The sequence below is a fragment of the Yoonia maritima genome (assembly GCF_002933395.1).
Taxonomy (GTDB): Bacteria; Pseudomonadota; Alphaproteobacteria; order Rhodobacterales; family Rhodobacteraceae; genus Yoonia; species Yoonia maritima_A.
On sequence record NZ_PKFN01000008.1, the window covers coordinates 358,283 to 384,208 of the forward strand.

General features: G+C 54.2%; 22 protein-coding genes, 1 tRNA gene and 3 pseudogenes. 15 read left to right on the forward strand and 11 right to left on the reverse strand.

Annotated features, from left to right (window positions below):
• Window positions 1-23 precede the first annotated feature (23 nt).
• Both CYQ09_RS08280 and CYQ09_RS08285 read right to left on the reverse strand, forming a co-directional pair.
• A tRNA-Leu gene (locus tag CYQ09_RS08280) sits at window positions 24-109 on the reverse strand.
• A 12-nt stretch (window positions 110-121) separates the two neighbouring features.
• The gene (locus CYQ09_RS08285) at window positions 122-616 is read right to left on the reverse strand and encodes an Lrp/AsnC family transcriptional regulator (RefSeq protein ID WP_106744939.1); all 495 of its coding nucleotides are present in this window, start codon (window positions 614-616) and stop codon (window positions 122-124) included.
• A gap of 105 nt (window positions 617-721) precedes the next feature.
• On the opposite strand from CYQ09_RS08285, the gene putA reads away from it, so the two are divergent.
• Complete coding sequence (gene putA / locus CYQ09_RS08290; RefSeq protein WP_106744940.1) at window positions 722-4,180, forward strand: bifunctional proline dehydrogenase/L-glutamate gamma-semialdehyde dehydrogenase PutA; 3,459 nt, start codon at window positions 722-724, stop codon at window positions 4,178-4,180.
• Window positions 4,181-4,214: 34 nt separating this feature from the next.
• Window positions 4,215-4,946, forward strand: coding sequence for a rhomboid family intramembrane serine protease (locus CYQ09_RS08295; protein WP_106745462.1), 732 nt, complete (start codon window positions 4,215-4,217; stop codon window positions 4,944-4,946).
• Here CYQ09_RS08295 and CYQ09_RS08300 read toward each other — a convergent pair.
• Window positions 4,936-5,730, reverse strand: coding sequence for an inositol monophosphatase family protein (locus CYQ09_RS08300; RefSeq protein ID WP_106356913.1), 795 nt, complete (start codon window positions 5,728-5,730; stop codon window positions 4,936-4,938). The two genes, CYQ09_RS08295 and CYQ09_RS08300, sit on opposite strands and share 11 nt — an antisense overlap.
• Before the next feature lie 123 nt (window positions 5,731-5,853).
• Window positions 5,854-6,759 carry a LysR substrate-binding domain-containing protein gene (locus tag CYQ09_RS08305; RefSeq protein WP_106744941.1) on the reverse strand — a complete coding sequence of 302 codons (906 nt, stop codon included), beginning with the start codon at window positions 6,757-6,759 and terminating at the stop codon, window positions 5,854-5,856.
• A 91-nt stretch (window positions 6,760-6,850) separates the two neighbouring features.
• Here CYQ09_RS08305 and metF point away from each other — a divergent pair, with 91 nt between their 5' ends.
• Both metF and CYQ09_RS08315 read left to right on the forward strand, forming a co-directional pair.
• Complete coding sequence (metF, locus tag CYQ09_RS08310; protein WP_106745463.1) at window positions 6,851-7,717, forward strand: methylenetetrahydrofolate reductase [NAD(P)H]; 867 nt, start codon at window positions 6,851-6,853, stop codon at window positions 7,715-7,717.
• Window positions 7,718-7,753: 36 nt separating this feature from the next.
• On the forward strand, window positions 7,754-8,236 hold the full coding sequence (locus CYQ09_RS08315) for a PaaI family thioesterase (protein WP_106744942.1): 483 nt from the start codon (window positions 7,754-7,756) through the stop codon (window positions 8,234-8,236).
• Here CYQ09_RS08315 and CYQ09_RS08320 read toward each other — a convergent pair.
• Both CYQ09_RS08320 and CYQ09_RS08325 read right to left on the reverse strand, forming a co-directional pair.
• Complete coding sequence (locus tag CYQ09_RS08320) at window positions 8,198-9,265, reverse strand: DUF2235 domain-containing protein (protein ID WP_106744943.1); 1,068 nt, start codon at window positions 9,263-9,265, stop codon at window positions 8,198-8,200. The two genes, CYQ09_RS08315 and CYQ09_RS08320, sit on opposite strands and share 39 nt — an antisense overlap.
• Window positions 9,252-11,552 carry a xanthine dehydrogenase family protein molybdopterin-binding subunit gene (locus tag CYQ09_RS08325; protein WP_106744944.1) on the reverse strand — a complete coding sequence of 767 codons (2,301 nt, stop codon included), beginning with the start codon at window positions 11,550-11,552 and terminating at the stop codon, window positions 9,252-9,254. The genes CYQ09_RS08320 and CYQ09_RS08325 overlap by 14 nt, the downstream gene beginning before the upstream one ends.
• A gap of 174 nt (window positions 11,553-11,726) precedes the next feature.
• Here CYQ09_RS08325 and CYQ09_RS08330 point away from each other — a divergent pair, with 174 nt between their 5' ends.
• The 5 genes from CYQ09_RS08330 (at window position 11,727) to CYQ09_RS08350 (ending at window position 16,639) form a co-directional block, all read left to right on the forward strand.
• Window positions 11,727-12,104: a COG4315 family predicted lipoprotein gene (locus tag CYQ09_RS08330; RefSeq protein WP_106744945.1), complete on the forward strand. Its 378-nt coding sequence runs from the start codon at window positions 11,727-11,729 to the stop codon at window positions 12,102-12,104.
• A gap of 79 nt (window positions 12,105-12,183) precedes the next feature.
• Entirely contained in the window at window positions 12,184-12,681 is a 498-nt protein-coding gene (locus tag CYQ09_RS08335) for an RNA polymerase sigma factor (protein ID WP_106744946.1), read from the forward strand.
• A complete protein-coding gene (locus tag CYQ09_RS08340) occupies window positions 12,678-12,896 on the forward strand; it encodes an anti-sigma factor family protein (protein WP_106744947.1) in 219 nt (72 codons plus the stop codon). Before CYQ09_RS08335 ends, CYQ09_RS08340 begins: the two co-directional genes overlap by 4 nt.
• A 105-nt stretch (window positions 12,897-13,001) precedes the next feature.
• Complete coding sequence (locus tag CYQ09_RS08345; protein WP_106744948.1) at window positions 13,002-16,136, forward strand: valine--tRNA ligase; 3,135 nt, start codon at window positions 13,002-13,004, stop codon at window positions 16,134-16,136.
• A 125-nt stretch (window positions 16,137-16,261) separates the two neighbouring features.
• Window positions 16,262-16,639, forward strand: a complete 378-nt coding sequence (locus CYQ09_RS08350; protein WP_106744949.1) for a hypothetical protein — start codon at window positions 16,262-16,264, stop codon at window positions 16,637-16,639.
• A gap of 55 nt (window positions 16,640-16,694) precedes the next feature.
• Here the strand turns inward: CYQ09_RS08350 and CYQ09_RS08355 are convergent, their stop codons facing one another.
• A complete protein-coding gene (locus CYQ09_RS08355; RefSeq protein WP_106744950.1) occupies window positions 16,695-16,856 on the reverse strand; it encodes a Tat pathway signal protein in 162 nt (53 codons plus the stop codon).
• A 77-nt stretch (window positions 16,857-16,933) separates the two neighbouring features.
• Between CYQ09_RS08355 and CYQ09_RS08360 the strand changes: the two genes are divergently transcribed.
• Entirely contained in the window at window positions 16,934-18,067 is a 1,134-nt protein-coding gene (locus tag CYQ09_RS08360) for a pyridoxal phosphate-dependent aminotransferase (protein WP_106744951.1), read from the forward strand.
• A 4-nt stretch (window positions 18,068-18,071) separates the two neighbouring features.
• Here the strand turns inward: CYQ09_RS08360 and CYQ09_RS08365 are convergent.
• Both CYQ09_RS08365 and CYQ09_RS08370 read right to left on the reverse strand, forming a co-directional pair.
• Window positions 18,072-18,472, reverse strand: a pseudogene (locus tag CYQ09_RS08365) (IS30 family transposase); the annotation flags it as partial.
• A 49-nt stretch (window positions 18,473-18,521) separates the two neighbouring features.
• Window positions 18,522-19,517, reverse strand: a pseudogene (locus CYQ09_RS08370) (IS3 family transposase).
• 133 nt (window positions 19,518-19,650) lie between these two features.
• Here CYQ09_RS08370 and CYQ09_RS08375 point away from each other — a divergent pair.
• Window positions 19,651-19,878, forward strand: a pseudogene (locus CYQ09_RS08375) (IS30 family transposase); the annotation flags it as partial.
• 126 nt (window positions 19,879-20,004) lie between these two features.
• Here the strand turns inward: CYQ09_RS08375 and CYQ09_RS08380 are convergent.
• Window positions 20,005-21,180, reverse strand: a complete 1,176-nt coding sequence (locus CYQ09_RS08380; protein WP_106744952.1) for a pyridoxal-phosphate-dependent aminotransferase family protein — start codon at window positions 21,178-21,180, stop codon at window positions 20,005-20,007.
• A gap of 127 nt (window positions 21,181-21,307) precedes the next feature.
• Between CYQ09_RS08380 and CYQ09_RS08385 the strand changes: the two genes are divergently transcribed.
• The 3 genes from CYQ09_RS08385 (at window position 21,308) to CYQ09_RS08395 (ending at window position 24,658) form a co-directional block, all read left to right on the forward strand.
• On the forward strand, window positions 21,308-23,098 hold the full coding sequence (locus CYQ09_RS08385; RefSeq protein ID WP_106744953.1) for an ABC transporter ATP-binding protein: 1,791 nt from the start codon (window positions 21,308-21,310) through the stop codon (window positions 23,096-23,098).
• The gene (locus CYQ09_RS08390) at window positions 23,091-23,822 is read left to right on the forward strand and encodes a YgfZ/GcvT domain-containing protein (protein WP_106744954.1); all 732 of its coding nucleotides are present in this window, start codon (window positions 23,091-23,093) and stop codon (window positions 23,820-23,822) included. Before CYQ09_RS08385 ends, CYQ09_RS08390 begins: the two co-directional genes overlap by 8 nt.
• Window positions 23,823-24,040: 218 nt before the next feature.
• Entirely contained in the window at window positions 24,041-24,658 is a 618-nt protein-coding gene (locus CYQ09_RS08395) for a hypothetical protein (protein ID WP_162617606.1), read from the forward strand.
• 85 nt (window positions 24,659-24,743) lie between these two features.
• On the opposite strand, the gene efp is transcribed toward CYQ09_RS08395, so the two are convergent.
• Window positions 24,744-25,307, reverse strand: a complete 564-nt coding sequence (gene efp, locus CYQ09_RS08400) for an elongation factor P (protein WP_106358799.1) — start codon at window positions 25,305-25,307, stop codon at window positions 24,744-24,746.
• A gap of 225 nt (window positions 25,308-25,532) precedes the next feature.
• Here efp and CYQ09_RS08405 point away from each other — a divergent pair, with 225 nt between their 5' ends.
• A complete protein-coding gene (locus CYQ09_RS08405; protein WP_008230719.1) occupies window positions 25,533-25,856 on the forward strand; it encodes a DUF6280 family protein in 324 nt (107 codons plus the stop codon).
• Window positions 25,857-25,926: the final 70 nt, after the last annotated feature.

The window sequence follows — 25,926 nt, forward strand, 5'->3', positions numbered from 1 at the left end:
AACATACAAATTTCAATTCAAAGTGGTGCCCGCGGCCGGACTCGAACCGGCACGGCCTTACAGCCGGGAGATTTTAAGTCTCATGTGTCTACCATTCCACCACGCGGGCACGGTGCTATTCCTAAGCCGACGCGCCCTGAGGAGCAAGCGGTGAAAGGCCTTCTTCTTTAACTGCTTGCATCGCAACATAGGTTGATGTGTTCGCCACATGCGGCAAAGTCGAAATTTTATCAGCTAATACAGCACGATAACCAATCATACCTGCTGTTCGTACTTTTAGTAAATAATCAAAAGCACCTGCAATAAGGTGGCACTGTTCCACCTCTGGCACGCGCATCACAGCGGCATTGAATGCCGCTAGCGCCGCCTCTCGGGTGTCTGTGAGCTTTACTTCAACAAAAGCGACATGATCACGCCCCAAACGAATGGGGTCGAATAAGGCGCGATACCCGCGAATAACACCGTTTTCTTCCAATCGCTTTAGACGGGCCTGTGTTGGTGATTTCGAAAGACCAATACGACGCGCCAGCTCTGTCACGCTCACACGACCCTCGACGGCCAGTACATCTAGAATCTTGCGATCAAAACCGTCCAGATCAGAACTCAAATCGACCATTTATATCACCCTCTTTGGTGGAAACGACTAACAATCCGATAATTATCAACCAAAAGGACTGCACACAATGGCATATAGTAGGAAAAAATAACAAGGACTCCACCCATGCACAGTGATCAAATCGACATGCGCAAAGAAATCGATGCCGCAATGTACTGCAACGAGATGCAGGCTGTGACGGCGCTGACGCAGACAGCAGATCTAACCGACGCAGATCGTGCGCGGATTAGCAGCCGCGCCGCAGACCTTGTACGCCAAATACGCGGTAGCGCAGAACCCGGACTAATGGAAGTATTCCTTGCTGAATATGGCCTTTCGACCGACGAAGGCATCGCGTTGATGTGTCTCGCAGAGGCCCTGCTGCGCGTTCCGGACGCAGAAACCATCGATGCGTTGATCGAAGATAAAATTGCGCCGTCGGACTGGGGCAAGCACCTTGGGCATTCGGCGTCGTCGCTGGTCAACGCATCGACCTGGGCATTGATGCTAACGGGGCGCGTGTTGGACGATGAAAAGCCCGGTATCACCCGCCACCTGCGCAGCGCAGTAAAGCGATTGGGTGAACCCGTCATTCGTACCGCTGTCGCCCGTGCGATGCGTGAAATGGGCCGCCAGTTCGTCTTGGGCGAAGATATCGGCAAGGCGATGAAACGTGCTGCTGGCATGCAAGCAAAGGGATTTACCTATAGCTATGACATGCTGGGCGAAGCCGCCCGGACAGAGGCCGATGCACGCGCCTATCATCTGTCTTATTCGCGTGCGATCAGCGCGATTGCTGAACATTGCACACATGAAACGGTTGCCGAAAACCCAGGCATCTCGGTCAAACTATCCGCGCTGCACCCGCGGTACGAGGTCGCCCAAGAGGCGCGCGTCATGACCGAATTGGTCCCGCGTGTGCGTGCATTGGCCATGCTGGCGAAATCTGCTGGCATGGGTTTTAACATCGACGCAGAGGAGGCTGACCGCCTTTCCTTGTCACTTGATGTGATCGCCGCTGTTTTGTCAGAGCCTGCGCTATCTGGGTGGGATGGTTTCGGTGTCGTCGTGCAGGCCTACGGCCAACGCGCCCCGCTGGTGATCGACTACCTGCACGCATTGGCAACAAAGCTGGATCGCAAAATCATGGTCCGCTTGGTGAAGGGCGCATATTGGGACGCTGAAATCAAACGTGCCCAAGTCGAAGGCATCGACGGATTCCCCGTATTCACGGCTAAACAGCACACTGACATCAGCTACATCAGCAACGCCCGCAAGCTGCTGGGGATGACTGACCGGATTTACCCGCAGTTCGCGACACATAACGCACACACAGTTGCTGCTGTTCTCGACATCGCATCGACGATGGGGCTGACACCCGCAACATATGAATTCCAGCGCCTTCATGGCATGGGTGAAACCCTGCACACACTTGTGCTGAACGCGGAAAAGACGCATTGCCGCATTTATGCCCCCGTCGGCGCGCACGAAGATCTGCTCGCCTATCTTGTTCGGCGTCTGTTGGAGAACGGTGCGAACTCTAGTTTTGTGAACCAAATCGTCGACGAAGACGTTGCCCCAGAAATCGTGGCCGCCTGCCCGTTTGAAGCAATCGGTCATGGTGTCGACCTGCCCAAAGGGCCAAATATCTTCCTGCCAGAACGCGTTAACTCTCGCGGATGGGATTTAACCCATGCCCCCACGCTGTCAGCTATAGAAACCGGGCGTGCGCCGTTTATGGAAACACAGTTTCAAGGGCATCCCATTATCGCAGCGGGTCAACCGATGGAACCGAAGACACCCGTCACAAACCCGGCACGTGCAAAAGATATCGTCGGCCTAGTTCAGGTAGCTGGCCCTGCCGATATCACTGCGGCGATTGGATACGCGAAACCGTGGGGCGCAGATGCAGCCACACGTGCTGTTGCGTTGAACGCTGCCGCCAACGCTTATGAAACCAATGCAAATGAACTGTTCGCGATTCTGGCACGCGAAGCGGGAAAGGGCTTGCCAGATGTCGTGGCTGAACTGCGCGAGGCAGTGGATTTCCTGCGCTATTACGCGACCCAAGCTAGCGACGACACAGAGGCCCGTGGCGTCTGGACATGCATCAGCCCTTGGAACTTTCCACTGGCTATCTTTACCGGGCAAATTGCCGCTGCGCTGGCCGCTGGCAACGCTATATTGGCCAAACCGGCCGAGCAAACACCTCTGATCGCAACCCGTGCCGTTGAAATGCTGCATGCGGCCGGCGTGCCAGTCGACGCATTACAATTGCTTCCGGGAGGCGGGAACGTTGGGGCAGCGCTTACCTCTGATGCGCGAATAAACGGGGTGGCATTCACAGGCTCTACTGCCACTGCGTTAAAGATCCGCGAAGCCATGGCGGCCAACTGCGCGCCGGGAACACCGCTGATTGCGGAAACCGGCGGCTTAAACGCAATGATCGTTGATAGTACTGCCCTGCCCGAACATGCAGTGCGTGACATCGTGAACGGCGCGTTCCGGTCCGCTGGTCAGCGGTGTTCGGCCCTGCGTTGCCTGTATGTTCAAGAGGACATCGCAGAGCCGCTGTTGAAAATGCTGAAGGGTGCGATGGACGAACTGGTCGTTGGTGATCCGTGGTTGCTATCAACCGATCTTGGCCCCGTGATTGATGCGCCCGCGCATAAGATAATCGCGGATCACATTACCCAAGCACAGTCAGACGGTCGCATTATTCACCGAATCAAAGCGCCAGAAAATGGCGGGCATTTCATCGCGCCCACGGCCATTCGGGTGAACAGCATCACGGATATGGACCGTGAAATATTTGGCCCTGTGTTGCACGTAGCAACGTTTAAGGCGGATGAAATCAACAATGTGATCGACACGATTAATGGCACTGGCTACGGGCTGACCTTTGGTCTGCACACCCGGATTGATGACCGCGTACAGACCATCGTTGAACGGGTTGAAGCCGGGAATATTTACGTAAACCGCGACCAGATTGGTGCCGTCGTAGGCAGCCAACCTTTTGGCGGCGAAGGTCTGTCTGGGACTGGACCCAAGGCAGGCGGTCCGCACTATCTGCCGCGCTTTACTGCAAACCCTGTGCAAAGCGCCACGTCTGAATGGACGGCTGACAGTGACCTAGCCGCCATAAGCACACGTTTAAACGCAACAAAGTCAGTTACAGCACAAACACCAACCGATTTGCCCGGACCAACAGGCGAATCCAACCGTCATAGCGTCCGCCCACGTGGTCCGATTCTTTGCATGGGTCCGGGCCCAGAGGCTGCAGCGACACAGGTTCGCGCAATCGAGGCGCTTGGTGGTATTGGGATCAGCAGCGAAGGTACGCTAGCCCCGAACCATCTGACGACACTAGCGCCCTTAGCAGGCGTGTTGTGGTGGGGCGACGCCGAAACAGGGCGCGCGATCGAAACGGCCCTTAGCAAACGCCAAGGCCCAATCGTTGCGTTGATCACTGGCATGCCTGACGTAGCCCACGCAATGCATGAACGGCACGTTTGTATTGATACGACAGCGGCAGGTGGCAACGCCGCACTGCTGGCCCAAGTCGCGGATCAAGCTACCGCTTGACCACGGCGCGGACATAAATCACGGTCGCGGTATGATATTTCCATTCCGCGACCACAACCCGTCTGAACGCGTGCCTTATGTCACGATTGCGCTGATCATATTGAACGTACTGATTTTCTTGGGCAGCTATGCCGCACAATCAGAACGCGCGATTGCCGAGATTTTCTTTCACTACGGATTGGTCCCGGCGCGAATTTCTGCAGGAGAAGGCTATGTGACCGCGCTTAGCTCTATGTTCTTGCACAGTGGGTTCATGCACCTCGCCGGGAACATGCTGTTTTTATGGATTTATGGCGACAACCTAGAAGACAAACTGGGCCATGTGCCGTTCTTGGTCTTTTATCTGCTATGCGGGATCGCTGCTGGTTTGGCGCAGTTCGCGTCAGAGCCATCCTCTATGATCCCGATGGTCGGGGCATCAGGGGCGATTGCGGGCGTTATGGGGGGCTATCTGTTGCTATTCCCCAAGGCGCGGGTCGATGTGTTTGTATTCTTCATCGTATTCTTCCGCATTTTTCCAATACCCGCGTGGATCACACTAGGGTTTTGGTTTGCGGCGCAGCTATTCAACGGTTTCAACGCGATGGCCGGAACGGGCGGCGTGGCCCATTGGGCGCACGCGGGCGGCTTTGTCGCAGGCTTTGTGTTGATGTTGCCAATGTGGTTGACGCTAGGCGGCACAGGGTTTTGGCAACGCACGGATGGGCACCCGGATCATCCGGAAACCCACTACGGTCGCAGTAATATTCCGACTGTTAGGCGTTAGCCTTGCGAACAACCTTTGAAAAGTTCTCAAAGATCGGTTCATTCGAACAGATAACAGCGCCATCGGCCAAGATATCACCGTCGGGACGAATAGGTTCAACCATACCGCCTGCTTCGCGAACGATGATCAGGCCAGCTGCCATATCCCAGATTTTCAGGTTCCGCTCCCAGAAGCCGTCGTAACGACCTGCAGCAACATAAGCCAGATCAAGCGCAGCAGCGCCGAAACGGCGGACACCGGCACAAGCGGGCAAGATACGCGCAAGGTCTTGCAGTGTTTCTGGCAGATCAGAGCGGCCAGCAAATGGCAGACCAGTCGCAAAGATGCTTTCGATCATGCGGTGACGTCCGGAAACGCGCAAACGGCCTTCGTTCAACCAAGCACCACCACCTTTTTCCGCATAGAACATTTCGTCCTTAGCAGGATCATAGACAACACCAGCAACGATCTGGCCCTTGTGTTCTAGCGCGATGGAAACAGCCCAATGTGGCAGACCGTGCAAAAAGTTGGTTGTGCCATCCAGCGGATCAACGATCCAGCGACGGGTTGGATCAGCGCCTTCGATTTCTTTGCCTTCTTCGCCCAAGAACCCATAGGATGGGCGCGCGTGCAGCAATTCTTCACGGATTGTTTCTTCGGCGGTACGGTCCGCACGGCTAACAAAGTCGCCGGGACCTTTCGCGCTTACTTGCAATTGCTCGACTTCGCCAAAGTCTTTCAGCAATGCACGCCCTGCTTTACGGGCGGTTTTCATCATCACGTTCAGGTTTGCGCTGCCAGCCATCACATCTTCTCCGGGTTCGGGATCAAGCGCGGCGTATAGGCCCAACGCGCGTGCGTAACAAGGGGTAAACCTGCTTTTCGGGAAACCCTGTCAGATGACGCTACGCGGATCATGAATACCCCGTCAATTTCGTTGCAATTTCACGGCCTCTTGTTTCGCTAGTCGGATCAGATGCGCCATGAATGGGCGGGACGTATCCTCGGACCGGGTCGCGGCATAAAGACGACGGGTAATACCGTCCCTGGTTAACGGTCGGGTCACGTAGTCAGAGTTATAACGTACTTGGCTAACAACCCAATCCGGCAACACTGCAACGCCACGGTTCGAGGCGACCAACAATAAGATCACAGCAGTCAGTTCAACCTGCCGCACTGCCCCCGGTTCAACCTTGGCCGGTGTCAAAAGCTGAGAAAAGATATCAAGCCGCGCACGGTCAACAGGATAGGTGATCAGTGTTTCACCCCGAAAATCCTCGGCCTCGATCACTTCTTTCTGTGCGAGCGGATGTGAAGACGACGCTACAAAAACGGGTTCATAGTCGAAAAGCGGCGTAAAATCAGTGTCAGGCAGTTCCTCTGGATCAGAGGACACAACCAAATCCACCTCTTCTTTTCTCAGCGCAGGCAAGGCATCAAACGCAAGGCCCGGACGAATATCGACATCGACCTCAGGCCATGCCTTGCGGAATTGTTCCAACACGGGGAACAACCATTCAAAACAGGCATGGCATTCGATTGCGATGTGCAGGCGACCAGAGCTACCTTTGATCAAACCCGAGAATTCCGCCTCAAGTGCAGCGACCTGTGGCAAGATCGATTCAGCCGCGGCAAGCATCCGCATTCCGGCGGCCGAGAGTTTCAGCGGTTTAGATCGGCGCACGAATAATTCAACGCCGGCCTGATCCTCGATCCCTTTGATCTGATGGCTTAGCGCACTTTGCGTGATGTTCAGCTGATCAGCCGCACGCGCCAGACCACCCGTGTCATGGATTGCCTTGATGGTCCGAAGATGCCGGAATTCGATATGCATATGAGCCAGCCTCATGATCGTGGTGAAAGTTATGAATTTGTCTCAACTCATTAAAGCTGCGATAACAGCATGGCAAGAGAGAGGTCCGCCCATGTCTACGCCGTCTGTATCATTCGAATTCTTCCCGCCTAAGTCGCTCGCGGCTTCATTCCGGCTTTGGGATTGCGTGAATACGCTCGCCCCGCTTGACCCGACATTCGTATCGGTGACCTACGGCGCAGGCGGTACCACCCGCAAACTGACGCACGAGGCAGTCGGCACGATCCACAAGACCAGCGGCTTGAACGTTGCCGCGCATTTGACATGTGTCGATGCGACAAAAGCCGAGACATTGGAAATCGCCGACGGCTATGCCGAAGAAGGCGTGCGCGAAATCGTGGCCCTACGTGGTGACGCGCCAAAAGGGTCGGATGGCTTCAAACCACATGCCGAAGGCTTTGCCAGCTCTGTCGAACTGATCGGCGCATTGGCGGACACAGGAAAATTCAACATCCGCGTGGGCGCATATCCTGAAAAGCACCCAGAGGCCGCAGACCAAGCCGCAGACATCGCGTTCCTAAAGCGTAAAATCGACGCTGGCGCGACTTCTGCGATTACACAATTCTTTTTTGAAGCCGACACATTTTTCCGGTTCCGTGATGCCTGCGTAAAGGCGGGGATCGATGCTACGATCCTTCCGGGCATCCTGCCAATCGAAAACTGGGGCGGCACACAGCGGTTTGCGAAAATGTGCGGCACGACAATTCCACAAGTGGTGACCGATGCATTTGAACATGCGACCCGCGATGGAACGACTGATCTGCTCGCGACTGCGTTGGCGACCGAACTATGTGATGATCTGCTGCAAGGTGGCGTTGACCACCTGCATTTCTACACTTTGAACCGCCCGGAACTGACGCGCGATGTATGTCATGCGCTAGGTGTCACACCAAAAGGCCGGTTGCAAAACGTAGCGTAACCGTACAGCTTCGGGCGAAACAACGCCCGAGGCCCTATGACAACCACCGTTCCATACACATTGCCTGATCGCGACAGAATGCTGTCTATGTCGGGCTTCGACTACCTTCAGACGATGCTACGCGAACCGGCGCTCTCTGCGCCGATTGGCAAACTTATGAACTATTGGCTGGATACTGTTGAGCCTGGCAAAGTTACGTTTCGCGGCACGCCACAGTACGAGCACACCAATCCAATGGGCGGGATTCACGGGGGCTGGTACGGCACTCTACTGGATAGCTGCATGGCCTGCGCCGTTAAGACCAAAGTGCCAAAAGGCGCAATTTATACGACCCTTGAATACAAAGTGAACCTCACGCGGGCGATCCCCATTGGGACAGAAATTATCGCGACTGGTTTTCTAGACCACGCCGGTCGGTCGACAGGTGTGTCACATGGTGAAATCCGCGGCGCTGATGACGGCAAACTTTATGCGACCGGTTCAACCACTTGCCTGATTATGCAAATCCACCGCGATTGATGGCTCTATAATCTCGGCGGTGATCGTTTCGTGCATTCGTTCAGATGGATCGTCGCCGATGACCCTTGCTCTGCGTGCAAGGAAAACCTTCGCCCAACCACGCCAGCTTCCGATGGACGGCGCGGTGACATCTTGCGAAAATCTGTCGCGCCAACCGTCCGGTAGCGGGACGTTACAGTCAGACAGGCGGTCAAGTATCCAAACAAGAGGAATATTCGCCAAAGGTCGCGCTTGCGGGTGTTCCCAGACCTGTCCGCCGATATCTGCATGATTTCCGCGAAACCAAACCTGTTCCATATGGCCAGTCCATTCGGGATTGCTTTTCCACATCACGGGTTCATACGCGCGGCGGCGTTCATCAATTGCCAGCGCATGAAAGCCGTTCAGAACGTGTGGGCCCAGCGCGTGATTGTGAAAGTCATGCTGCGCAGGTGCCCAGCGCCACAAAATTGGCAACCGAAGCCCAAGCGCCTTTACGGTATCCCAAACGGCGACCGCTTCGATTTTAACATCATGATAACAATAAATTTCGCGAAATCGCTTAGCCGCAGGATTAATGCTGCCATTTCTATAGTGCCTATACGCCTGCCGTACTGCCCGCACAGTCGCGTGATCGGCTTGCACCAAGCCAACGCTGTCAATCACCCCCGCCAACGACCGTACGGCATAAGCCCCGCGCGAATAACCAACCAGAATAATCTTATCGCCGGGCCGATAGCGTGACGCAACAACACCATATGCACGTTCAATTTGACGATTGATACCCTTGCCGGTCATCACCCCCCATGTGCCTGCCCAGTCGCGCCACTGAATTCCCGCTTCATAATGCAAAGTTACATTGTTGGTGCGGCTGACCTCGTTCAGCAACTTAAATGTAAGCCCCGCGTTCGTTTCACGACCAGTGGCAAGCGACGACATCGTCCCATCTAGGATAACCACATGGGTCGCTGAACCGCGCCGGCGTAGACCACCTTCTTCGGTGCGCGCACGGCGTCCGAATAATCCAAAGAACCAATCACGCAGCTTCACTGTTATTCTTTGCCGCCTTTATCGTTTCCCAAACCCGGTGCGGTGTAAACGGCATCTCGACATGCCGGACACCCACATCCCACAACGCGTCAATAACCGCATTCGACACAGCCGCAAGAGCACCAACAGTGCCTGCCTCACCACAGCCTTTCATCCCCATTGGATTGTTCAGCGACGGCGTAGTTTCAGTGGCAAACCCGATCATTGGCATATTATCAGCGCGCGGCATTCCGTAATCCATGAAAGTCGCAGTCAGCAACTGACCATCTTCATCAAAAACCACCCGCTCTGTTAATGCCTGCCCGATCCCTTGGGCAACGCCACCATGTACCTGCCCCTCGGCCAGCATTGGATTAATAAGATTACCAAAATCGTCAACTACGGTATAACGATCCACCGTAACAACCCCAGTTTCGGGGTCGATTTCAACCTCGGCAACATGAGCCCCATTGGGGAAGCTACGGTTTTCCAAATCAATCGTCGCTGTGTGTGCCAACAAGTCATCGCGCCCCGCGTGGCGCGCCATATCGACGACCTCTAACATTGTGGGAGTCAGGTTTGATCCAGCAATCCGAAACTGTTCGTCGTCAAAACTGACTGCGCTGGCATCAACACCCTGATCATCGGCAAGGAAGGCACTGAATGCGTTGATCATCACATCGACGGTCGCAAGCGTCGCCGTATTTTGCACAGTGACCGAACGTGACCCACCTGTACCGCCGCCCTTAGCGATCTGATCACTATCCCCCTGCACCACTGTAATTTGATCAGCGGGAATACCCGTCTGGTCTGCAAGGAACTGCGCATAAACCGTTTCGTGGCCCTGCCCGTTCGATTGCGTCCCGACATAGATCAACGCGCCACCATCAACGAATTCAACTTTTGTGGTTTCTACGGTGTCACCCAAAATGCTCTCGATATAGTAACATAGTCCCTGCCCGCGCAGCTTGCCTTTCGCGGCGGTGTTCGCCTTACGGCCTCCAAACCCAGTCCGGTCGGCCTCTTGCGCGGCGCGGTTCAGCACCTTGGCGAATTCACCAACATCATAAGTCACGCCCGTTACCGATGTGTAAGGGAATTGTTCCGGAGCAATGAAATTTTTCTCGCGGAGCGCCCAAGGATCGACCCTAAGCTGACGGGCTGCCTCGTCCATTACACGTTCAAGAACAAAGATCGCCTCGGGTCGACCAGCCCCACGGTATGCGTCTACCGGCGTTGTGTTCGTAAACACACCCACGCACCCCATATAGGCCGTTTGCACATCATAAGTGCCCATCATAACTTTGGCGAATAGCTCTGTTTGGATCGGCTGCGCGTAGGCAGAGTTATATGCGCCCATGTTCGCGACAGTATCTAAATGATAGGCAACAATGCGGTGGTTTTCGTCAAAAGCAAGGGTCGCCGTCGTCGTAAGATCACGCCCTGCGTTGTCCGACAACATCGCCTCTGTCCGGTCGGACATCCAACGGACCGGCCGACTTAACACCCGCGCCGCATGTGATACCGCAAAATACTCGGGGTAACGCATACCCTTCATGCCAAAGCCCCCGCCGACATCGGGGTTAGTCACGCGGATCTCGGACTTATCCAAGCCGAAGTGCTTCGCCAAATCATCCTTTAGGCCCCATACACCCTGACCACCAAAGGCCAAATGCAGGCGACCATCGGTGATTTCGGCAAAGCAACCGCGAGGCTCCATCGAATTTACGATAATTCGATTATCAAACACTTCCGTTGTCACAACATGTGCCGCGTCTTTGATCGCCTCTTTCACGGCTTCTTCGTCACCTAAACCGAAATCAAACGCCTTATTTTCAGGTGCTTCACTATGGATTGCATCGCCGCCAACGGCCAAATCAACATGCACAGGTAGGTCGTCAATCTCGAGCCCAATAACTTCAGCCGCGTCTTTCGCTTCAAGCAAGCTATCCGCGACGATCATCGTAACCGCCTCGCCGACATGACGAACACGGCCGCGTGCAAGAACGGGGCGCTCGGGCTTTGCGCCCCGTGATCCATCACGGTTTTTCACCACGGTCGTACCAAGCCCGATCTTAACGCCCGCGGCGATCAAATCATCAACGGTAACAATTAAATGCACACCCGGCATTTCGCGCGCGTCGTCCAAATCCAATGCAACGATTTCACCATGGGCCACTGGTGAACGCAGAAAATATGCATGTAATGCGTCTTTGGGAGCAATGTCATCAACGTAACGCCCATGCCCGGTGACAAGTCGCATATCCTCGACACGTTTGACAGATTGGCTTTTGCCGAACTTTTCCATGTGCTGTTCCTTCGTTGCCCTCTTGATGCCACCCTAATCCTAGCGACTGTGTTGTCTAGTGACGGCATCGTGAGAAAAATTCGTTTTATCGGGATTAAAACACCCAAGGCAGGCGTTATTGTAATAGTCGTTCAGCAAAATTGGCGGCGAATATTTTCAAAACGGAGCCATTTTATGAAAACCACTATTGTAACTCTTATGGTCATCGAAGGACTTATCGCATCAGGGGCTTACGCTGCTGGTCCAGAAACACCCCCTGCAACCGTTGCCGGTGGCCTTCTCACTGATGCAAACGGCATGAGCCTTTATACATTCGCGCCAGACTCCGCCACATCATCTGAATGCAATGGCAGTTGTAGCAATAGCTGGCCACCGCTCACGGCAGACGTGGATGCCGGCGAAACCGGTGCGTTCACCATCATCACGCGTGATGATGGACAACTGCAATGGGTCTATGCTGGGCGGCCACTGTATCGCTGGGTAAACGACAAGATGCCAGGGGACACCACAGGCGACGGCATCGGCGGGAATTGGCACCTTGCGCGCCCTTAAAGCCAATCCCATTTACGCGCCATACGCTGACCGCTAGCGTTATTCACGATTACAAATAATATGGGGACGGCGGTTCAACATGGGTGATTTTCACCGACGGATTGAAATCTGCCTCCCTGACTTATGGCGATACGCATATGCATTAACGCGCGATCCTGACGCCGCAGATGACCTGCTTCAAGACGGTGTAGAGCGCGCATGGCGTAAACGCGACCTATGGCGCCCCACCGGAACATTCAAATCTTGGGCTATGAAAGTGTTACTGAACACCTATCGCACACAGCTAAGGTCGCCAGCACATCACAACATCACCGCCCCGATAAACGACATTACGCTCAATATTGCGGCAACCGATACGCTCGCAGATCAACTTACGTTGATAGAAACAGCCCGCGCAATCGAAAGCCTTTCACCCGAACAGCGCGAAGCACTATTAACGGTTGTAATTTCTGGGCTTAGCTACAAAGAAGCAGCAGAGACGCTCGATATCCCAATTGGCACGCTTATGTCACGGCTGGCGCGCGCAAGATCCGCACTGAAGGCGACCATGACGATGGAAAAGAATTCAACTCTATGACATTGCTAGACGAACGCCCGATCACAGACGCCTTGTTGCATGCATTTGTAGATGGACAACTAGACGACGTGCTCATGACCAAAGTCGAAGCGTATTTAGACAAACATCCCGAACGCATAGCTGACCTTCAAACTTGGACACAGCAAAACGCAGCTATTCAAAAACTGTACACATACCGGGATATCCCACCCAAATTCGCAAAGCTGCCAGAGTAACGCGCTAAAGCTGAACACATTTCGCCTGCGCAAGCGACGATAAGCCCCTTTCCCTTAGTCAGCCCATTCGGTATTCGAATTCCAAACCAGATTGGGGACGTGACAATGGCCATGGACAAGACATTCGACGCAAAAACCGCCGAAGCACGCATCTATGAGATGTGGGAAACCGCGGGCGCTTTCAACGCGGGCGCAAACGCGCACGGCAAAAATGCGGATAAAACATTCTGCATCCAACTGCCGCCACCCAATGTCACTGGGCACCTGCACGTTGGACACGCGTTTAACCACACGCTGATGGATATCCTGACGCGCTGGAAACGGATGCAGGGTTACGATACCCTTTGGCAGCCCGGCCTTGATCACGCAGGGATCGCCACACAGCTCATGGTCGAAAAAGAACTCGCAGCTACAGGTCAACCAAAACGGACAGAATTGGGCCGTGAAAAGTTCCTTGAAAAGGTCTGGGAATGGAAAGGCGACAAAGGCGGCGTGATCGAACAGCAGGCACGGCGTTTGGGCGACAGCATGGATTGGTCACGGTCCGCGTTCACCATGTCTGGTGCCGAAAGCGCGCCTGAGACTGAAAAAGACGGCAACTTCCATGATGCCGTGCTCAAGGTGTTTGTGCAGATGTACAACGATGGGCTGATCTATCGCGGCAAGCGTCTGGTCAACTGGGACCCGCATTTTGAAACCGCGATTTCGGACCTTGAGGTCGAAAACATCGAAGTCGACGGCCACATGTGGCATTTCAAATATCCGCTCGCAGGTGGTGAAACCTACGAGTATGTCGAGAAAGACGAAGACGGCAATGTCACCCTGCGTGAAACCCGCGATTACATTTCTATCGCCACGACCCGCCCCGAAACCATGTTGGGTGACGGTGCAGTTGCGGTGCACAAAGACGATGAACGCTATGCGCCAATCGTTGGCAAACTGTGTGAAATCCCTGTCGGCCCCAAAGAACATCGCCGCCTGATCCCGATCATCACTGATCCCTATCCTGACATGAACTTCGGCTCGGGTGCCGTGAAAATCACTGGCGCACATGACTTTAACGACTACGAAGTCGCAAAGCGTGGCGGCATTCCGATGTATTCCCTGATGGATACCAAAGGCGCGATGCGCAACGATGGTGCACCCTATATTGAGGAAGCAGAAGTCGCGCAGCGTATCGCCAACGGTGAAGAAACCTTTGACGAGGCGAAAATCGCCGCGATGAACCTTGTCCCCGAAGAATACCGTGGGCTGGACCGTTTCGAGGCGCGTAAAAAGGTCGTTGAAGACATCACCGCCGAAGGCAACGCGGTCATGCATGACGTGACCCGCACTGAAAAAGACGAAGATGGCAACAAGGTCGAAGTGACCGAAACTGTACCTTACGTCGAAAACAAAAAGATCATGCAGCCCTTCGGCGACCGCTCAAAGGTCGTGATCGAACCTGCGCTCACCGACCAATGGTTCGTCGATACGTCCAAGATCGTTGGCCCAGCGCTGGAAGCCGTGAAAACTGGCCGTACCAAAATCATGCCTGAATCAGGCGAAAAAGTATTCTATCACTGGCTGGAGAACATTGAACCATGGTGCATCTCGCGCCAACTATGGTGGGGTCACCAGATCCCAGTTTGGTACGGACTCGACCTTGGCGTTGAAGATGAACACAACCCATCAGGTGATCTGGACGAAGTCGAAATTCTTGGTCTGCTTCTTGAGGGCATCGTTCACCGAGGCAATGTCATGCATTGCGCCCCCGATTTCGAAAGCGTCAAATCTGCCTTCGTCTTTGACAATGCGGATACCCCAAGCCCGATTAGCCATGCGGCAATCGTCGAAGTCGCTGATAAAGCAGAAGCAATCGAGCGCTTCTCTGCTGGCCTTGCCGCCTATAACGTCACACAAGACCCGACCAAGCTGGAATTCCCAGTTTGGCGCGACCCTGACGTGCTTGATACGTGGTTCTCGTCGGGCCTTTGGCCATTCGGTACGCTCGGCTGGCCCGAAGACACCGAGGCGATGAAATACTTCCCCGGCGATGTGTTGATCACGGGCCAAGACATCCTGTTCTTCTGGGTTGCCCGGATGATGATGATGTCCCAAGCCGTGCTAAAGGACGACCCGTTCCACACCGTCTATCTGCACCAATTGGTACGTGACGCGAAGGGCGAGAAAATGTCCAAGACCAAGGGCAACGTCATCGACCCGCTGGACATGATCGACGAATTCGGCGCGGATGCACTGCGTTTTTCAAACGCGCAGATGGCAGCATTGGGTGGCGTACTGAAAATTTCTGAAGACCGGATCAAGGGATACCGGAACTTTGGCACGAAACTGTGGAACGCGTTCAGCTTTGCCGACCATTATGAAATCGGCTATCCCGGTGATGCTGTGCGCCCAGCGGCCACGCAAACGCTGAACAAATGGATCATCGGCGAAACCGGCAAAGTCCGTGAAGAGGTCGACGCCGCGCTGGAATCTTACCGCTTCAACGACGCCGCTAATGCGCTTTATGCGTTCACATGGGGCAAGGTCTGCGATTGGTATTTGGAGTTCTCAAAACCCATCCTGCAAGGCGACGACGCGGCAGCCAAATCCGAGACAGAGCAAACTCTGCGTTGGGTTCTGGACCAATGCCTAATCTTGCTGCACCCAATCATGCCGTTCATCACAGAAGAGCTTTGGGGCCTTGCAGACAACCGCGCCAAAATGTTGGTCCACGCCGATTGGCCAACCTACACAGCGGCCGAATTGATCGACGCAGACGCCGACCGCGAAATGAACTGGGTGATCGACCTGATCGACAACACACGTTCCGCCCGTGCGCAAAGCCACGTGCCCGCCGGTGCAAAAGTGCCGCTGGTGGTCATGGGTTTGGACGACAAAGGCCAATCCGCATGGGACAACAACCACGTGCTGATCCAACGCCTCGCACGGATCGAAAGCCTGACAGCGGTCGACGCCTTCCCCAAAGGCTGCGTGACGATACCAATGGACGGCGGCACATTCGGTCTGCCACTCGCCGACCTGATCGACGTGCCCGAAGAAATCGCACGGCTTGAAAAGACGCTGCAAAAACTGGCCAAAGAACTGGGCGGTCTGCGCGGACGCCTAAACAACCCCAAATTCGTGGCATCCGCACCGGATGAAGTTGTCGCTGAGGCCAAAGAAAACCTAAGCCTCCGCGAAGGCGAAGAAGCGCAGATCAAAGCAGCGATCGCGCGTTTGAAAGAGATTGGGTAAAGGAATGGGCTGCCTGTTTCGGGCAGCCCTTTGCCGAGACTTAGATATAGAGCTCGGACGGGGAAGTCAGTTGTACCGAGGAAGCTGACCTTGAAAAAGGTCACCTCCGATGCCAAAAATGCTGAATGGAAGAAATCAGTCGACAGTTACTTTACCAAAGGCTTCGCAATCGCGTAATCGAATTACTTGAGATGTATTCCTCTCTCGAAAATATCGCCTCTTTTGGTGCCTATGAGATGATCAATAAGGTTGATGATTGGCTGCCTCTCGACTACGAGAAGGCTCCGAAGGTTTTCACTGAAACCGAAAAAGAGGTCATCGCTGAGTTTATCGGACTTGTATCTAGCGCTTCAGATGCAACCCACAATGACACATCAAACCTTGAGTGGCTTAAAGCCTCGGTAGAGTGGAATCGACTATTCGAATTCGCGCAAAAAGCCTTAACTGTCTTCTCCGAACGCGGACGTTTTTCTGAGAAGGTAGAAGAGGCCCTGAGGACATAGAGCAGTTTGCTATAATCTCACAGCGGGCCTAGGCCACCTCGGGCAAGCATAAGTCCTACGGGACCACCCGCTCCACCGCCCGCATCATACCCAGTGCTTTATCATAGACCAGCGTCAGCACACGGCGTCCGCCAGTCTTGGTGACAACCTGTGGGACGGCGCGTACTGCGACGGCTGCGCCAGTGCTTGCGAGGAACCCGCGGCGTGATAACTTCATTCGAAACCCTCCTGTTGCGAATGATTCTCATATAATCACGATTGCATTGTTTTCAAGGCCGGGCTTATCTAGCCGCCATGACAAAACCCGTGCTTACTCCCCTCGCCCAATCGCTACCTGCTTCGGTGCCTTTCGTCGGCCCAGAGGCTGCAGAGCGCGCCAGCGGCAAACCGTTCGTCGCCCGTCTTGGCGCAAACGAGAACACATTCGGCCCGTCGCCCCGCGCGATTGCCGCCATGCAAAAGGCCGCGTCAGAGGTTTGGATGTACGGCGACCCAGAGAGCTTTGAGTTGCGCAACGCGTTGGCCGCACACCACGGCGTCGCGCCAGAAAACATTATGGTCGGCGAAGGGATTGATACGCTCTTGGGCGTCCTTGTCCGTTTATACGTTGGGCAAGGCGACACTGTAGTGACCTCGGATGGTGCATATCCGACGTTCAACTACCACATTGCGGCCTTTGGCGGGGAACTGCACAAAGTACCCTATGTCGATGACCATGAAGACCCTGTATCCCTGATCGCAAAGGCCCGCGAGGTCAACGCCAAGCTCATTTACATCGCAAACCCCGACAACCCGATGGGCACATGGCATTCAGCCGATATCATCAACCAGATGATCGACGATGTTCCTGACGGGTCGCTGTTGGTGCTGGACGAGGCCTATATCGAAATGGCCCCCAAAGGGACCGCGCCTGAAATGCAGGTCGACAACCCGAACCTGATCCGCATGCGGACATTTTCAAAGGCGTATGGGATGGCCGGAGCCCGTGTCGGTTACGCGATTGGCGCGGCTGAGGTGATCGATGCGTTCAACAAAGTCCGCAATCACTTTGGCATGTGCCGCATTTCGCAGGCAGGCGCACTTGCCGCGCTAGAGGACACCGACTGGCTGGCGTATGTGCAGTCCGAAATCAGCACCGCACGCAAGACCATCATGCAGATCGCCGCCGACAACGGGCTAACAACCGTTCCATCCGCCACCAATTTTGTAGCGATTGACTGCGGCCAAAACGGAAATTTCGCCCGGCGGGTTTTGTCAGCACTGGTCGATGATGGCATATTCGTACGAATGCCTTTCGTCGCACCCCAAGACCGCTGCATCCGGGTCAGCTGTGGCACACCAGAGCAACTGGAAGCGTTTGGAAAAGCATTCCCGGTCGCCTTACAAAAAAGAAGGGGGGAGTCTTTCAGTGTTTCGTCACCATCTTAAAACCCTAATGCCCTTGCCGCGTATTTTTGAATTGAAGGTCCGCTATGCGGGTGTGGTTTCCTCTGATCGCAGCAACACAGGCGTCAAATTTCTCTGCTGGGGTTTGGTATTGCAAGGTCTTTCTGGCCGTTCATTGAGCTGGCGAGCGACCGCGCTGAGTTTGGCTTGGCTGAAGCCTGATATATCGGTGCCTTTCGGGAAGTATTTGCGAAGCAACCGGTTGGTATTTTCGTTGCTCCCGCGTTGCCAAGGTGACTGCGGATCACAAAAATAGACGTCGATCTTTACCGCCATGGTAAACGCCACATGTCCGGCCATCTCAGAACCACGGTCCCATGTTAGTGACCGATACAGCTCTTTGGACAACTTGCGGGCTTGCTTGATCAGTGCCGTGATAACACTTTGGGGTCCTTGGGTAATCCCCCCATTTTTAATGGGGGCCCAGCCGTAGAATTCAGGCGACTGTTTTCAGTTTCATAGCGGGTGTGATGCCGCCTATGCCCGTGTTGGGTCGCCCGTTGTTGTAAGTCCAGAGCCATTCGGTTGCTTGGTCTTGTGCCTCCTCGATGGTTTCAAAGATGTATTGGCTCAGCCATTCACCGCGAACGGTGCGGTTGTAGCGCTCGATATATGCGTTCTGCTGGGGTTTGCCTGGTTGGAATTGCTTGCGGCTGGCCCCGCCATTCAATGATCTGGTTCAAGCTGCGCACGACGCGTTCAGCAGGCAACGAGAAGTCAACTTTGATGCATAAGCCCTCGCGATTGAAGTCATCCAGCACGTTCAGGGTTTGGATCGAGCGACCATCAGCAAGCTGATCCGCCATGCAGTCCATGGACCACGTATCGTTTGGCACGTCAGGCACTGCCAACGGCTCAGATTTGTCACGCTTCAGGCGCTTCTTTGGCTTGATGCGCAGGTTCAGCTCCAGTTCGCAGTAGATCCGATAGACGCGCTTGTGGTTCCAGCCGTTACGCAGATACAAAAAGCACAGGCCAAAGCCCCAGCTCCGCTTGTTCTCGGTCAACCGTTCCAACCAATCAGCGATCTCCTCGTTCTCGCCGCTCAGGATTGGGCTGTAGCGATAACAGGTCTCACTGATCTCAAACGCACGGCACGCCAACGCAATGCTTACGCCGTGCCGTGTGACCGCATTCATGGCCATCTCTCGTCGCAGAGACGGCCTTAACGCTTTTTTCCAAGTGCCTCTTTCAGCAGGTCGTTCTGCATGCTCATCTCAGCATACATCTTTTTGAGGCGACGGTTCTGTTCGGCCATGTCCTTCATCTCAGCAATCAAGGACGCATCCATGCCGCCAAACTTGGCCCGCCATTTGTAAAAGCTGGCGCTGCTCATCCCATGTTCCCGGCAAAGCTCCGAGACGGGCGTACCGCCTTCAGCCTGCTTCAACACGGCCATGATCTGTGCGTCGCTAAATCGTCCATTCCTAATCGTAAATCTCCTCAGATATCTTTCCGAAAAAATTCCACTTTTGAACACCACTAATTTTAAGGGGGATTACCACTCCATCTTTCCAAAATGATTAAAGTGTTGCGCCCACACGTTGAAACCGCGGCTGGCCAAGGACGTTGACGTCTACTTCTACGACCCGCGATCACCGTGGCAACGCGGGTCGAACGAAAACACAAACCGGCTCTTGAGGCAGTATTTGCCTCGTGGAACCGACCCATCCGTACATTCACAGGCCAAACTCAGCGCAATCGCAAGGCAGCTTAACGAACGACCTCGCAAGACCTTGCAATATCAAACCCCAGCAGAGAAGTTCGCTGAGTGTGTTGCATCGATCGGTTGAGCCCACCGCTCAACGCAGACATTCGCCACGTCGCGCAAACGCACGGTTAAAGACCTTCGCTGTGACGGCCTGGTGAATCGCACGCAGAATAGAGGAACGGTAAGCCATCGTTCCTCCCATGTTTTATTACGCGCTGGAAATCACTTCCGATGCCGCTTCAAGCGCGCCGCGCCCGTGTGCGATGTTGAGCGCTTTGAGGCCGGCGTCAATCGTTCCTAGTGCCCCCATGATCATGTGACCGCTGACGTGGCCCATGTGGCCGATCCTGAAATAGGCTTCCTCTGGTTCGCGCCCGAGTCCGATACCGAGGGTGAGGCCGCATTTCGTTTCCGTCCATTCGCGCAGGTCTTGGCCAACTGGAGAACCCATCGCGATTGAAGTCACCGCGTGAGATCGATTTTCTGGGGTTGGCACGTTTAAAGACATCGGCCCGTCAGAGCCCCAGACATCAATTGCAGCCCACACGGTCTGGGCCAATTTGGCGTGGCGTGCGAACACCGCATCCAGCCCTTCGGCTTTGATCAAATCAAGCGCGGCACGTAGGCCGTATAGGTGATGCGTTGGCGCGGTTCCTGCAAAGTATTGGTAGTAGACTGCTGGGTCCGTCCGTGGTCGCCAATCCCAGTAGCGGGATACGCGTGCAGACTGCACGGCATCAGCTTTGTCGTTGAAGAAAACAAAGCTGATACCTGCCGGTGTCATCAGCCCTTTTTGACAAGCGGCGACCATGACGTCGACGCCCCAAGCGTCCATCTCGAAGCGGTCACAGCCCAACGAGGCGATACAGTCGGCCATTAGCAGTGCTGGATGGCCAGTACGGTCCAAGACACCGCGCAGGCCCGCAATATCGCTTTTGACGCTGGTTGAGGTATCGACATGCACAGCGAGCACAGCTTTGATGTGCCCTGCTGTATCCGCAGCGAGCCGTTCTTCGGCCCGCGCCAAATCAATCGGGGACTGTACCCCGCAATCGATGACCTCGACGGCCGCACCAAGGCCGGTGGCGATTTCGCCCCAGCCAAGACCGAACCGACCCGTAGCGAGGACAAGCACTGTGTCACCAGGGCCGATAACATTCGACAGCGCGGCCTCCCAAGCGGCATGGCCGTTACCGATATAAATCGCGGCATTGTGGTCTGTCATCGCGACAGATTTCAAATCAGGGATCAGGCTGTGCGTCAGCTCGTGCAATTCGCCTTCGTAGATATTTGGCGAAGCGCGATGCATCGCCTGCAGAACCACATCTGGAATGACAGACGGGCCGGGAATCGCCAAATATGGGCGACCATTAGACAAGGACATGGGAATGCTTTCGATAGTGGTTACCAGCGGACAGTACGCCTGAGAAACCCAAGGTCAAGCGTAGTGAACTTGCCCCGCCCCCCTGTTTAAGATTAGATCGTTGGAAACCTGAACCGAAAGATCCGCGATGCCCGCGCCTATTCCCCCGACAGACAAGAAAAAATCCCAATCCGCGTTTTCGCTGTTTTGGTGGCTGTGGAAAGATTACCTGCGTCCACACAAATGGCTATTGGTGGCGGCGCTAATCCTCATGGCGATCGAGGGGTCAATGCTCGCGTTATTGTCACGCATGGTGCAACCCATGTTTGACGACGTGTTCGCAGCGGCTGATGACAGTGCTCTCTATCTGGTGGCATTCGGTATTCTGACCATTTTCATCGTCAGGGCCATCACATCATCCGGGCAACGATTGTTGATGACATTGGTTGTGCAACTGACCTCTGCAAGCATGCGCAAACATCTGCTACGGCATATGATGACCCTTGATAGCGGCTTTTACCAAATCCACCCGCCCGGTCAGCTGATCGAACGGGTGCAAGGTGATGTCACTTCGATCAATTCGGTCTGGAGCAGTATCGTCACGGCCTTGGGGCGTGATCTGATTTCACTGATCGGGCTGTTTGGTGTCGCCCTTTGGATCGACTGGCGGTGGACGCTCATTGCCATTGTTGGCATTCCATTGCTCGTGCTCCCTTCGTTGCTTGTGCAAGCATATATCCGTCGCCGCGCCCGCAACGCCCGCGAAATCGCAGGCCGCGTATCAACCCGTTTGGACGAGGTATTTCACGGCATAAACCCAATCAAACTAAACGCATTAGAAAATTACCAAGCCGACCGCTATGACGGGCTTATTAAGGAAGGCGTCAACGCGAATATGCGAACTGCCACCGGTCAAGCCGCAGTCCCCGCGTTGATTGATATTATGACGGGCTTGGGTTTTTTCGGCGTAATGATTTACGGCGGAGCCGAGATTATTTCTGGTGAAAAGACAAACGGCCAGTTCATGGCGTTCTTTACATCCATGTCGCTTGCTTTTGACCCGCTACGCCGCCTTGGCCAAATGAGCGGGCAATGGCAGATGGCTGCAGCCAGCGTAGAGCGGCTTCAAGAAGTACTGAACTTGAAGCCAACAATCCTTTCTCCACCACAGCCAAGGGAAATTGTAACACATTCCCCCGAGATCATCCTTGATCAGGTTGAGATGAATTATGGCGAACTGCCTGTGCTGCGCGGTACTGGTTTCACTGCTAAGGCAGGTAAAACCACTGCGCTAGTTGGTGCCTCTGGCGCGGGGAAAAGCACGATCTTTAATGTTCTGACCCGCCTTGTCGAACCGTCATCTGGCATGATCACCATCGACGGCACCGAAGCAAAGAACTTTGCCCTATCTGATCTACGCGGGCTTTTTTCAGTGGTGAACCAAGACGCCGCGCTCTTTGATGAAACCCTACGCGACAACATCCTTCTTGGTCGCGAAGACATTTCCGAAGATCACCTAAAATCGGTTCTGGATGCCGCGCATGTTAGCGATTTTTTACCAATGCTCCCTGATGGGCTCGATAGCCCTGCTGGCCCGCGTGGTTCCAACCTTTCGGGCGGCCAACGTCAACGTGTTGCTATCGCGCGTGCATTGCTGCGTGACACCCCAATCTTGCTACTTGATGAAGCCACCAGCGCGCTCGACACGAAGTCTGAGGCAATTGTACAGGCCGCGCTAGAGCAACTTTCGACGGGGCGCACCACGCTGGTCATCGCGCACCGCCTATCGACTGTCCGCAATGCGGATTCTATTGTTGTCATGGATCATGGGCGCGTTGTGGATCAAGGGACACATGACGAACTGCTTGAACGTGGCGGCATCTATGCCGATCTATACAATATGCAATTTTCGCAATCTGAAGGCGGCGACAATGACTGAGCGGACTGTTTTATCTATCAGCGGTGATGACCGCGTGTCATTCCTGCAAGGTTTAATCACCAACGACGTTGAGAAGGCCGCAGACGGCATCATCTACGCGGCACTTTTAACGCCGCAAGGCAAATACATCTCGGACTTTTTCGTGATTGGCCAATCGGATCGGCTGCTGATCGACGTTGCAACATCGCATGCACCGACACTTGCGCAGCGGCTGATGATGTACAGGCTACGCGCCGCCGTCGTGATCGAAGAGACAGGCCTAATCGTATCGCGCGGCACCGGACCTGCACCCTCTGGCGCTTTATCCGACCCGCGCCATTCACAAATGGGCTGGCGGCTATATGGCGACGCTAACGTCAGTGACGATACTGACTGGGATGCGCTGCGCGTCGAACACCTGATCCCGGAAACAGGCATCGAACTCATGGCAGACAGCTATATTCTTGAGGCCGGATTTGAACAGTTGAATGGCGTCGATTTCAAAAAAGGCTGCTACGTCGGCCAAGAAATCATCGCACGCATGAAGCACAAAACGACGCTGCGCAAAGGTCTCTCAAAGGTGTCGATAACCGGGTCGGCTCCAATCGGGACACCGATTGCAAACGCTGAAAACAAAGCCGTCGGCACTCTTTTCACACAAGCAAATGGACATGCAATTGCATACCTAAGGTTTGATCGTGCAACAGGTACACTAAGCGCGGGCGCGGCTGAGATAACAGTTTAACGCCGCCGTAGCAGAACAGTAGAACGCAAATGCTTTGGGCAGATCAGGGCCCAATTTCGCTTTTGTGATCGTGCTTAGCTATCGCTATGAGCGAATAACCACTGATCCTAGCCGCAAAAAAGATAACAGGTAGACCGGTCCTCAAGCCTGATCTACCCAATTGGAAAGCCTATACAAAGCCAGAAAACACCACCCTTATATTAGAATGGATCAAGTATTTGCATACAGTCAGCCCCGCCAAAGCATTGCTGCTTATTGCCGCCTTTACATTGACAGCATGTAAATCTGATGATGACGGATCAGGCACAAGCTATACAGATATTTCTAACCAACTCGATCAGCTGACAGACGCAACTGAAAACGACGTTGCACTGGAAACAGCAGATATCCCAACTGTAGGAACAGCGTCATATTCTGGCATGCTCGCGCTTGTTGACACCTCCGAGACGGGGGTATTGGTAGGCCAGACAAATATCGACGTTGCTTTCGCATCGGATAGCGTGACTGGCACCGTGAATGATTTTATTTATGCCGCAAGTGTATCAGATCAGAGCCAAGAACTTCCTGCGGTCGACGGAACGCTAACCTTTGAAAACGGGTTTATCGATCGTACAGCGACTTCAAGTGATCCACAGATTTTGACCGAACTCACTGGTACGTTGAATGCGCCTGTCGACATGTTCGGCATCGACGCCAACACGGATATTGATCTGCAAAGCGACTTTGAAGGCGTATTTGGAGAAGAGAGCGTGTCGGGATATGTTTCAGGTACAATTGAGGCAGAGAGCGGAGCAACCGTTGATGTTGGCGGCGTGATCCTGACGGTCGAAGAATAGAAAGCCTAAGACGTAGTCCGTTCTTACCAACGAAAGCAAAAGGCCGCCCAAAAGGCGGCCTTAGGATCAAAAATGAAAACGCGGCTTACGCGCGTTCGACGTATTCGAAAATTTCGGTATTCACGACGATATTTTCGTCTTGGCCAACAAACGGTGGGATCATGACGCGAACGCCGTTGTCCAATGTTGCGGGCTTAAAGCTGTTCGCCGCAGTCTGTCCCTTCACGACAGGTTCTGTCTCGGCCACTTTGCAGACGACTTTCTGCGGCAGGGTAACGTTCAGCGCTTCTTCACCGTAGTATTCGATTTTAACGGTCATACCATCCTGCAAGAACGGGCGACGATCGCCTAGAATATCTGCTGGCAACGCAATCTGGTCGTAGGTCTGTGTATCCATGAACGTCAGCATCTCGTCTGCCTCGAACAAGAACTGCTGGTCTTTTTGTTCCAGCGTGACACGCTCCACTTTATCCGCAGAACGGAAACGTTCATTCAGCTTACGACCGTCGCGCAAGTTTTTAAGTTCCACTTGTGCAAATGCACCGCCCTTACCAGGCTTAACATGGTCGATTTTAACGGCGGCCCAAAGACCACCTTCGTGTTCAAGAACGTTACCGGGACGAATTTCGTTACCGTTAATTTTGGGCATGGGCTGTGTTCATTCCGCGTTAAAGGGGTAAGGTTGATTATCGATGCCCCAAGCCTATATATCCACAGTAGTGAGCTGGCAAGATCATGGAATGCGCCGCGAGCATGACCGCAAGCTATGCATTATACGCATATCTGCCATTCCAAAAGAGAGCCCCCGAATCGGGTTCAAACATGCATATTGCCCGTCACTCGGGGACTACAAGAGCAAAAAGAAGGAAGCATGATGAGAGATTTCGTCGACGGTACTGCGTTTAACAATGAACAAGGCAACCGTGCTCGTAAGTTATTTGCTGCTGTGGTGCTTGCTGCACTTGATGACGCCATCGCTGATGACAAGAAATATGGCAATGGCCCCGAACAAATCGCCCGCTGGGCACGTTCACGCGACGGACGCGAAGTATTGTCTTGCGCGGGCATTGACCCGAACGAACGTGTTGTTGGCGGCCTGATGGAATTCGTCGGCAAGGGTGTACGTACATCTGTTGCCCTGTCTCGTGAAGAAAGCGAACGTCGCAACGCTGCTGAACAGGAAGCACGCGCTGCGTAACCTATACGCAGGAAAACGTAATAGTTTTATGAAAACGCGGTCCCTTGGGGCTGCGTTTTCATTTGTGCTT

Coding starts and splice junctions, on each gene's coding strand:
- CYQ09_RS08315 (WP_106744942.1), top strand. CDS start 7,754: ATGACAACCACCGTTCCATACACATTGCCTGATCGCGACAGAATGCTG.
- metF (WP_106745463.1), top strand. CDS start 6,851: ATGTCTACGCCGTCTGTATCATTCGAATTCTTCCCGCCTAAGTCGCTC.
- CYQ09_RS08405 (WP_008230719.1), top strand. CDS start 25,533: ATGAGAGATTTCGTCGACGGTACTGCGTTTAACAATGAACAAGGCAAC.
- CYQ09_RS08355 (WP_106744950.1), bottom strand. CDS start 16,856: ATGAAGTTATCACGCCGCGGGTTCCTCGCAAGCACTGGCGCAGCCGTC.
- CYQ09_RS08390 (WP_106744954.1), top strand. CDS start 23,091: ATGACTGAGCGGACTGTTTTATCTATCAGCGGTGATGACCGCGTGTCA.
- CYQ09_RS08300 (WP_106356913.1), bottom strand. CDS start 5,730: ATGGCTGGCAGCGCAAACCTGAACGTGATGATGAAAACCGCCCGTAAA.
- CYQ09_RS08325 (WP_106744944.1), bottom strand. CDS start 11,552: ATGGAAAAGTTCGGCAAAAGCCAATCTGTCAAACGTGTCGAGGATATG.
- CYQ09_RS08335 (WP_106744946.1), top strand. CDS start 12,184: ATGGGTGATTTTCACCGACGGATTGAAATCTGCCTCCCTGACTTATGG.
- putA (WP_106744940.1), top strand. CDS start 722: ATGCACAGTGATCAAATCGACATGCGCAAAGAAATCGATGCCGCAATG.
- CYQ09_RS08340 (WP_106744947.1), top strand. CDS start 12,678: ATGACATTGCTAGACGAACGCCCGATCACAGACGCCTTGTTGCATGCA.
- CYQ09_RS08380 (WP_106744952.1), bottom strand. CDS start 21,180: ATGTCCTTGTCTAATGGTCGCCCATATTTGGCGATTCCCGGCCCGTCT.
- CYQ09_RS08330 (WP_106744945.1), top strand. CDS start 11,727: ATGAAAACCACTATTGTAACTCTTATGGTCATCGAAGGACTTATCGCA.
- CYQ09_RS08385 (WP_106744953.1), top strand. CDS start 21,308: ATGCCCGCGCCTATTCCCCCGACAGACAAGAAAAAATCCCAATCCGCG.
- CYQ09_RS08285 (WP_106744939.1), bottom strand. CDS start 616: ATGGTCGATTTGAGTTCTGATCTGGACGGTTTTGATCGCAAGATTCTA.
- CYQ09_RS08350 (WP_106744949.1), top strand. CDS start 16,262: ATGGAAGAAATCAGTCGACAGTTACTTTACCAAAGGCTTCGCAATCGC.
- efp (WP_106358799.1), bottom strand. CDS start 25,307: ATGCCCAAAATTAACGGTAACGAAATTCGTCCCGGTAACGTTCTTGAA.
- CYQ09_RS08305 (WP_106744941.1), bottom strand. CDS start 6,759: ATGCATATCGAATTCCGGCATCTTCGGACCATCAAGGCAATCCATGAC.
- CYQ09_RS08345 (WP_106744948.1), top strand. CDS start 13,002: ATGGCCATGGACAAGACATTCGACGCAAAAACCGCCGAAGCACGCATC.
- CYQ09_RS08360 (WP_106744951.1), top strand. CDS start 16,934: ATGACAAAACCCGTGCTTACTCCCCTCGCCCAATCGCTACCTGCTTCG.